The sequence below is a fragment of the Helicobacter muridarum genome, assembly GCF_000765805.2.
GTDB classification, from domain to species: domain Bacteria; phylum Campylobacterota; class Campylobacteria; order Campylobacterales; family Helicobacteraceae; genus Helicobacter_A; species Helicobacter_A muridarum.
In genome coordinates, this window is sequence record NZ_JRPD02000036.1 from 1 (window position 1) to 9,599 (window position 9,599).

Genomic DNA, 9,599 nt, shown 5'->3' on the forward strand with positions numbered 1-9,599 from the left:
AGCTAATTGCGAATATGTGCTAAGTTTTTGTCATTCTAAATCCTCTCTTTGTCATACTGAAGCGTTAGCTGAAGTATCTCAACAAGGCAATAAAAGAGACATTTCGGCTTCGCCTCAATATGACAATGAAATCTACAAAGGCAAAGACTATGCTAAGGCTAAAACGATACTAGATTATCGCAAATCCCGCAAACTTATTGATAAGCTTAGTAAGGGCGAGAGTGTGTGCCTAGATATGTGCACAGAATATAGAGAGGAGTTTGATATTTTTCACACTATGGCAAATTTAATGGGGTGGAAAATTAAGCGATTGTTTTTAGATTCCAAAGGCATAGAATCTTGTGAATTTGATAATGGCGAGATTCTTAACTTAGATTCTATTGATTTGGCAAAATACCCAAAACTTAAAAATCTTATTTTTTGGAATTAGATTAAGGAGGAAAAACAATGTCAAAATATATAGCAGGACAATGTTATCGTATTGGTAGTAGTTATTTTATGACTTTTAAAAAAGGAGAAAAAAAACCAAATGACTATACAATATCTTGGAATGGGAATGAGCAGTTTTTGGATATTAATCTTTTTGATAAATTGTATAATAATATACTGTGTTACAGATGTGCTTTTAATTTTATTAGACATTTTGTTTGTAATGACTTTATCGGATTGGAACAAGTCTGTATTAGGTCAAGTGTTGCAGATGTGCAGGATGTTATCAACTTCGTAAATAAAACTTTATTGCCAGATGATTTAAAGCTTTGTTTAGCTTCAATGATTTTTAGATGTGATATAGATAATATAAATTACGAATGCCCTAAATTAAATGGTTGCATAAGACATTTTTTACAAGTATTGATGCTTTTTGGATATAAGTTTAGTTTGTCTAATTGGCAAATGCTAAAGCTTAATAGTTATCTACAATTTAATAATATGCCCCTTTTAAACATACCTCAATTAATTAGCTATATTGGATACCCTAATAATCAATATCAAATAGATACACAAGATTTTAAAGACATGTATCAAGTTATTCTGCCAAATTTGCAACAAAATTTATTTTCATATTGAAAAAATACATAAAAGAAAATAGGACAAATTAATGCAAAATCTCCTCCTCTACACCACACAAGATAAAAAAGTCAAGGTTGAGCTTTATGAGCTTGGCGAGAGTATATTTTTAGCCCAAGATTCTATGGCAAAACTTTTTGCCTTTGCAGGATTACATCTAAAGAAACTTTGTTTTGACACCTCAAAACAAAATATAAGTTTGCATATAAGAAATATCTTGCAAGAGGGGGAATTACAAGAGGATTCAGTTGTCAAGGAATACTTGACAACTGCCAATGATGGCAAAACATCCAAAGGTGCGTAATGAAGCAAGACAAGCAAATAAACCCAATGATTATTTATCAAGATAGTGCAAACAATCCCGCCCTTAGCATAAGATTAGAAAATGAGACTTTATGGCTCACACAAAGGCAGATTGCCGAGCTTTTTGGTGTAAGTGTGCCTACGATAAACGAACATATTAAAAATATTTTTAAAGAAAATGAGCTAGAAAAAAACTCAACTATTAGGAATTTCCTAATAGTTCAAAACGAGGGAAATAGGGAAGTTTCAAGACAGATAGAGCATTACAACCTTGATATGATTATCTCTGTGGGCTATCGTGTCAATTCCAAAAGAGCCACGCAGTTTCGCCAATGGGCAAGTAGAATCTTAAAAGAGTATCTTATCAAGGGCTTTGTACTTGATGATGAGAGGTTAAAGGGACAAAAGCAAGATTATTTTGATGAGCTTTTAGAGCGACTTAGAGATATTCGCTCTAGTGAAACAAGAATGCACGCTCAAGTGCTAAAGATTTTTAGCACAGCCATAGATTATGATAAAGATTCTTTGCAAGTCCAAGAGCTTTTTAAAACCATTCAAAATAAATTGCATTATTCAGCACATGGGTATACGGCAAGTGAGATTGTCTTTCAAAGGGCAGATTCTGATAAAATCAATATGGGGCTTACAAATTTTAAAGGCAAAATGCCCACTAAAAAAGAAAGTGAGATTGCCAAAAATTACTTAAATCAAGAGGAATTAGAGGCATTAAATAGAATCGTTACAGCGTATTTTGAATTTGCGGAGCTTAGTGCGCTCAATCGCGAGCAAAAAAGTATGCAAGAGCATTTAGAAAAACTGAATGAGTTTTTAAAATTAAGCGGACGAGAAGTGCTGCAAAATGCGGGGAAAATCTCTCATCAAAAAGCCCTAGATAAAGCACATAAAGAATACAATCTCTACAAACAAAAAACAAAAGAAGAAATAGAAATTGCCTATGAGGAATTTAATGCAAAAACAAAAGCCTTGAGAAAAGGAAAAGCAAATGAGTAAAACAAAATCCACACGAGTTTCTTTGAAAAATAAAGCAACTTTAGAGAAAAAACTCATTCTTAAAGAAATCCTTGCACCAAAGATTCAAAACTTTGAATCCCTTTTTGCCCCCCTTGACTTCTCTCGCTTTTCTCATAGCATTTCTTTGCAAGAGTATCAAATCGCTGCGCTTAAAAACGCGATTGCAAGTTTTATTCTCTATATGCAAGAGGTTGATTTGCTTTATGAGGATTACCAAAAGCGTGGGCTAGAGGGTATCACAAAAGAGCAGATTAACTCTGCGAGTTTTTGGATGGCAACAGGAAGCGGTAAAAGTATCGTGATGATAAAACTTATCGCTCTTTTGCACGATTTTTTTGTGTTAGAAAATTTGCCTAGCATTCCTATAATGCTATTAACGCCAAATGATAAGATTTTAGAGCAATTCAAAGCACATATCAAAGAATATAATGCCTATCAAAGCAAAACAATCACCTTAAAGGATTTAAAAGACTATGAAAGCGTGAGTTATGGCACTTCACTCTTTGATGAGAATATTGTTTTTATTGGACGCAGTGATTTGCTAGATACGAGCGAAAATGTCGGTAAAGATTCTAAGGCGAAGCGGTTAAATTATAAGAATTTTTTAAGAGATGAGGGTTGGATTGTCTTGCTTGATGAGGCGCATAAGGGCGATAGCAAGGATTCTGTGCGCAAAGGCTATATAAGAGAGCTTGCAGAGGGCAAAGGTAAGAAAGGTTTTATTTTTAATTTCTCTGCAACCTTTAGTGATAGTTTTGATTTGCAAACTTGTGCGTTTAATTACAATTTAGAACGATTCAATCTTGAGGGCTATGGCAAAAATATTGCAGTGTTGGATTCTGATTTAAAATCCTTTAAGGACAAAGAAAAAAATGAGGAGCAAATCGTAAAAATCTTAGAGAGTTTTATACTCTTTTGTGCGATGAAAAAGCATAGAGAAAAGCTGATGCAAGAGTGGGGAGAACAAGGCAATAAGTCCCTTTTCTACCATAAACCGCTAATTATTGCAGTTTCTGATAAAGTTAATACGCAAGATGCGGGGATAAAGCTTTACTTTGAGGCGATTTTACAGATTTTAAAAGAGGATAGAGATATTACCTCTTTAGCACAGAATCTTTACGAGAAGCTTTCACAAAATCAAAATGTGTATTTTGATAAAAACATACGCTTAGATGAGGAGCTTTTAGGGCTTATTCAAACAATGGATTCTAAGACTTTAAGAAAAGAGATTTTTTATGCCAAAGAAGCTTCTGTGATTGAAGCGTGTAAAATAAAGGGCAATCCTAAAGAGATTGTTTTTAAATCTAAAAATGCTAAAGAGCCTTTCTTGCTCCTTAATATTGGGAGTATTAGAGAGTGGGAGAAGCGGTATTTGCAAAATCTTGGCGTTGAAAGTGGTGAGGATATTACAAGCGGGTATTTTCAAAATATCAATGAAGAATCTTCGCCGATACAAATTATGATAGGAAGCAAAGTTTTTAGTGAGGGTTGGGATAGTAATCGTGTAAATCTTATTTGTTTTATTAATATTGGCAGTAAAAATGCTAAAAAATATGTTTTGCAAACCATTGGGCGAGGTGTGAGATTAGAGCCTTTTAAGGGGGTGAGAAAAAGACTTGCAAAGTGTGAGGGGCTTTCTTTTAATGTGCGTGAGCAATTCTCTAAGAAAGCCTTAGGTATTGAGACGCTTTTTATAATGGCAAGCCAAAAGGAAGCTATTAGCGGTATTTTAGAGGGATTGGAGGAATTTATCCAAAGTTATCCCTTAAGTGGCTTTAGAAAAAGCAAAACATTTAAGCCCCTGCTTGTGCCAAAATATAGAGATTCCATAAGCTTACAAAATAAGCCTTATGTCCTTTCACGATGCGATTTTAACGCACTTAAAAGCTATATAGAATCCTTTGATGAGGATGTGTTGCTTTTAAGGGAGAATATAAGGGCAAAAGATTTGGGCTTTAGCACATTGTGTAAAATCAAGGAAAAAATAGCAAAGCCAAGCGAGGAAAAAGCGATTAAAATAAGTGGAGATATACAAACCCTTAAAGCTACAAATGCACTGAAAGTCTTAGAATCTTTTTTCAATACTAAGGCAAAAGAGTTAGAAAAATTTGAGGAGATTAAAGATGAGATTTGTCATTTTAAGCAATTTAGCTCCACACTTGATTTTAGTATTATAAAAGAGATAAATGCAAAGATAAGGGAGGTAATATCTGCAAAGAGTGAGGAGGAATTACAAAGAGAATTTAATGAGGGCAAAATAAATCTTAGTGAATATACAGAGGCTATCAAACAAGGCACAAAAATACAAAAAATACAATCCTACGAAATTAATGCGGCGTTAAAAGCACATTATTATAACCCTCTTATCCTTGATGAAAAAGAGGATGGGGAGATTTTGTATGCTATAAAAGAGCAAAGTGAGATTGTATTCTTGCAAGAATTGCAAGAATATATTAAAGATAAAGATAATGCGTTAAAAGACTATGATTGGTGCTTTAGTAGGATTATAGAAAATGTGGATTCTATTTTTATCCCCTATTTTGATACACAAACCCAAGCTTATAGGAAGTTTTACCCTGATTTTATCTTTTGGCTAAGGCATAAGCAAACTAAAGAGTATAAAATCCTTTTTATTGACCCCAAAGGCTTAAGCTATGAGGCAAATGTAAGAGATAAAGTGCAAGGGTTTGAAAGTATTTTTGGTGAGAATGGCAGTCATAAATTAGGGAATAATAAAAATGAGGAGCTAAAAACCAAAGTGTTTTTGTATTATTTTAATAAGCAAAATAATTCGAACACAAGTAAGGAATTGCAAGGATATATTAAATCTAGTATTGAAACTCTATTTTTACTTTAATTCTTTGCGCATTGAGAGCATTGCCAAAACAGCACCTAAGGCACAAAATTGTTAGGCAAATCTAAATAGATTCTATTTAGAATCTGCCATAGGCTAACCTCCGCAGAATTTTCTACACAGCTCACAAGTCTTAAGCAAGATACTAGAATTTTAGAATCTTACAAGGCCTAGCGTTTGGAGGAAAGTGTTAGAGGACGAGGGGGGGGGGGTGAAACCCCCATTTATGCTTTATTTAAAAATTTAGTGGGAATTAACAGTAATGCAAGAGTAGGAATTAATTAACGAAGGAATTAAGAAAAGTTTAATTGCTTTTGATGAAAATAAAAGAATATATTACTCATATCCACCAAAACAAAAGGTGTAAATATACCAATCCAGAGGAGTAAGCACAAATGCAATCTTTCTTAAGCCCATTTTAGAATATTATTACCCTGTGGGACGCATTAAACAATTTGAATCTGTAAAAATGGGAAGCTCCACAAAAGATGACGATATTATTTTTTTATGATGAATAATGTCAATCTCCTTGCCAAAATGACAATACATAATGGGAAAGGTAAAACGTGTGTGGATAAAAAGCTAGATAGAGGCAATAAAGATAATATCAAATGCAACTTCTTTGATAATGAATCTATAAGCCCAAATTAGATGAAATTTTATTCAAAGGTTAAAGGAGTGAGTATGTCTTATATTATCAATTTGAAGAATGTATCTTTGTTTATTTTGTTTCCTATATGTATTTTTATCTTTGGTTGCAGCACAAAGCCTTATGTCGCATTGCAAAATACCAAATATCAAGGCTGCATAAATATTTTTAAGGACAAAACACAAAATAAATTACTGCAAAAAATGTGTTTAAGCATGCCATTTGAATCTGCGCATTTTATAGAAGATGATACTTTAAAAATACAAGCATTCAGCAAAAAAGATAAAGATGATAAGATGTTTTATACATATGTTTTTCTAAGTTTCAAATCATTTGAAGATGCTTTTTATCTTTATGAATACGGACAAGAAGAGGGGTTTGATAATGGGACTCTCAAAAAAATAAATATGACTGAATATTTTTATTGTTATTATGGCACAAATAACACGAGCAAGCAATATATTTATTTAGATTCACTTGATGATAAACTCTTAGAATCATTAAAAAAGAAAAGATGGGGCTGTTAAGATAATTAATATATCTCCCACAGACATTGTTCAGGAGAAAAATATACAAGAAAGAGATGAAATTTTTAAAAATGCTTGATTGTTCTAAATCTAGCAAACTTATTGATAAACTTAACAAGGGCTAGAGTGTGTGCCTTGATATACACACAGAGTATAGAGAAGATTTTGATATTTTTCACTCACAGGCAAATCTAATGGTGATGGAAAATGAAAAAATTATTTTTAGATTCTAAAGGTATAGAATCTTGTGAGTTTGATAATGGGGAGATTCTTAACTTAGATTCTATTGATTTGGCAAAATACCCAAAACTTAAAAAAATCTCATCTGTTGGGAGTAGGAAATGGATACTGCATTAAAGAACCAAAATTTAACGAATCTCCTTTACTTGTCCTCATTGTCAAGTAGTCGCACAAATGGATTTTTATCCTTAGTGAAATACAAGATATTATCTGCAATCAGTTATTGAGTATAGGGCAATGTAAATATGAAACTATTACAGAGATTTCAAAAAACAAAATAAGCAATATAGCAACTTTTATGAATCATTATAAGTTATATGTAAATACTTTTTGATAATATAACTTTGCTAGCTTATCAAATCACAGATAATCAAAAGACTACCTTGCGTATTAACTTGCAGGGTGAAGTTTTAAATCGTGGTAAAAAGTATAGCTATAAATGTTTTAGAGAATTTCACAACAATTTTGCATTATTGGATAAAATCTAATGGAGAAGCAAAAGTGCTAGAATATAGGAGATGGTAGCTAATCTTTTAAATAGTATTTAAATTAAAACATAAGGAAATTAGAGTGAGAGTATTGTTATTATCTTTGATTTCTATTTTTAGCATTTTTTCTATGGAGGCGTGCTCTTCTTAAGTCTAAGATACATACTTCTGTCAAACCAACACCCATTAACGAAAAAGACTTAGGCATAGGAAATAGCCCCACGCCTCCGCCAAATCTCAAAATACCCGATAAAAAATCAAGAAGTCTTATTATGCAAGATGGGACAAAGAAAATGCCCTTAATAGATACAAATATATCCAATCAAATATCCATTATGTCATCATCTGTGGGCGTTGTAACCCTTTGGGCTTTGGGAGAGGGGAATTGGGTATGGGGATATATGCCTCTTTATGCGTATGAGTTTGGTAAGGCTCAAATTTGGCGTGTTATAAGCTTTGCAAACAATCAGTTGATGATTAAAAACGAGGCAAAGTGAACTTGTTTGCAGGCGTATAAAAGTGGCGTAATACACGAAGTTTGTGATAAGAATCTACAAACACAGCTATGGAATTTTAATTTGTTTGATAATCAAGCAGTGCAGATTCAAAATGTAGGGACAAAAACTTGCTTACAAACGCCTACCTTTCGCCATACTATATATTATAGTGCCTATCTTACACAATGTGCTATAAACAAAAGCAATCTCGATCAACAATGGTATATCATACCTACCTTGGTAAATACAGCTCCTATTTTTACCATTAATAGGGAATGATGATGAAATATTGTTGTGTTTTTTGGTGAATTTTAGTTTTGTTTTGGCAAATATTGAGGATTATAGAGTAAGCACTTGGAACTTGCAAGGTGCTTCGGCAAACACAGAGAGTAAATGGAATGTGAGTGCAAGACAACTTCTCACTAGAGATAATCCTGCTAATATCCTTATGGTGCAAGAGGCTGGGTCGATTCCTACTTCAGCAATTAGGACAGGCAGGTTGGTGCAGCCCGGTGGCACACCTGTGGAAGAGTTTACATGGGAGCTTGGCACACGTTATCGCTCTCGTATGGTGTATATCTATTATGCTCCTATTGATGTGGGTGCAAGGAGGGTAAATCTTGCTATTGTTTCAGATAGAAAGGCTGATAAGGTGATTGTTATACGTCAAGTTGTGGTTGCTACAGATACATTTCGCCCAGTTATTGGGATTCGTATTGGCAATGATGTATTTTTTAATATCCACGTTTTAGCAAACGGTGGGGGGGGGGGGGATACTCCCGCGCTAGTTGCTGCTGTGCATAATTATTTTATAGATATGTCAGAAATCAATTGGCTAATTGCTGGGGATTTTAATCGCGATCCCCCCATTTTGCAAGCAGGGCTTGATACAAGAATCACAAATCATATTCGCATAGTAGTCCCAATTCTGTTATGCGTTTTGGCTATAGGGGTGCAAATAGAACGCTTTAGTATGCTGTAGTTGGTATGTCTAGCTCTGAGCGTACAGCTATGCCTTTGCCGCAAATTGTGGCATTAATTATGGTGGCAAATATACGTGTGCATATTGCATCAGATCATTTTCCTGTGCATTTTGGATGCTTTTAGGAGGGATAAATTATAAAATTATTTTATTGCTTACGATTATTTTAAACTTTGCTTTTGCGATGAATCCAGAGGATTTACCAGACTTTACTGCTCCATTGTCAATAAGAAGTGCTATGGTAGGAGATGTCCTTGCACCTGATCCTAGTAAGCCAAATTGGAATCTTAAACAAATAATGCTAACTGAACAAATGGGTAGAGGCGACCCATTTGATAGATTCAACTTAGGGGCTGTGCAATTTGTCAATACTAAGGATTCAAAAATGTGCCTAGGAATTGATGAAAGCGGATTTTTCGCCCTCAAATCTTGCAAAGACGACTTAAAAAGTGGAAAGTTTGAAACTCTTTTTACAATAATGCAAACAACGAATGCTGCAGTGCAGATTCGTTCTTTTGTAGGGAGTAAAGATGAATGCATTGCGATATTTTTTAATCCTAGATTGCCCGATGGCTATACTTTGGTATAAATCCTTGTAGTGTGGATAGCTTTTTGATGTTCGTTTTACTAACATTATGCTTCTTGTCCCGCCACTAATAGAAGCAAAGACGATTAACCCCTAAATTAGAATCTAAACAGAATAAAGGATAGTAGATTAAGAATAGTAAAGGTTATATTTAGCTAACTTTAGTTAGCTAAATATAACAAATACAAAGCATTTAATATAGCAATTAATAAAATGCCAAACATAAATAAAACTAATCTTATTTAATATAACAAAATCAATTTTGTTTAATATGACAAAGTAGCGATTCAATATCACTAGGTAATGGTTTAATATAACAAAATAGATTCACAAGCTAAATCATGATAAGATGATAGAAGTTAGCTAAATATGA

7 protein-coding genes and 3 pseudogenes are annotated in these 9,599 nt (G+C 33.5%); all 10 read left to right on the forward strand.

Annotated elements, in window-relative coordinates:
• Positions 1-430 (forward strand): annotated as a pseudogene (locus LS73_RS09165) (site-specific DNA-methyltransferase); the annotation flags it as partial.
• 17 nt (positions 431-447) lie between these two features.
• Positions 448-1,068, forward strand: coding sequence for a hypothetical protein (locus LS73_RS09170; RefSeq protein WP_034558027.1), 621 nt, complete (start codon positions 448-450; stop codon positions 1,066-1,068).
• 31 nt (positions 1,069-1,099) lie between these two features.
• Positions 1,100-1,372: a hypothetical protein gene (locus tag LS73_RS09175; protein WP_034558028.1), complete on the forward strand. Its 273-nt coding sequence runs from the start codon at positions 1,100-1,102 to the stop codon at positions 1,370-1,372.
• Positions 1,372-2,382, forward strand: coding sequence for a virulence RhuM family protein (gene rhuM / locus LS73_RS09180; RefSeq protein ID WP_034558029.1), 1,011 nt, complete (start codon positions 1,372-1,374; stop codon positions 2,380-2,382). The genes LS73_RS09175 and rhuM overlap by 1 nt, the downstream gene beginning before the upstream one ends.
• Entirely contained in the window at positions 2,375-5,260 is a 2,886-nt protein-coding gene (locus LS73_RS09185) for a DEAD/DEAH box helicase family protein (protein ID WP_052089650.1), read from the forward strand. Before rhuM ends, LS73_RS09185 begins: the two co-directional genes overlap by 8 nt.
• A gap of 681 nt (positions 5,261-5,941) precedes the next feature.
• Positions 5,942-6,433: a hypothetical protein gene (locus tag LS73_RS09190; RefSeq protein ID WP_034558030.1), complete on the forward strand. Its 492-nt coding sequence runs from the start codon at positions 5,942-5,944 to the stop codon at positions 6,431-6,433.
• A 207-nt stretch (positions 6,434-6,640) separates the two neighbouring features.
• The gene (locus LS73_RS10005) at positions 6,641-6,790 is read left to right on the forward strand and encodes a hypothetical protein (RefSeq protein ID WP_174887587.1); all 150 of its coding nucleotides are present in this window, start codon (positions 6,641-6,643) and stop codon (positions 6,788-6,790) included.
• A 706-nt stretch (positions 6,791-7,496) separates the two neighbouring features.
• Positions 7,497-7,937, forward strand: a pseudogene (locus LS73_RS10345) (hypothetical protein).
• Between the two features lie 7 nt (positions 7,938-7,944).
• Positions 7,945-8,765, forward strand: a pseudogene (locus tag LS73_RS09210) (cytolethal distending toxin subunit B family protein).
• Complete coding sequence (locus LS73_RS09215) at positions 8,756-9,229, forward strand: RICIN domain-containing protein (RefSeq protein WP_052089490.1); 474 nt, start codon at positions 8,756-8,758, stop codon at positions 9,227-9,229. The pseudogene LS73_RS09210 and the gene LS73_RS09215 overlap by 10 nt, the downstream one beginning before the upstream one ends.
• Positions 9,230-9,599 lie beyond the last annotated feature (370 nt).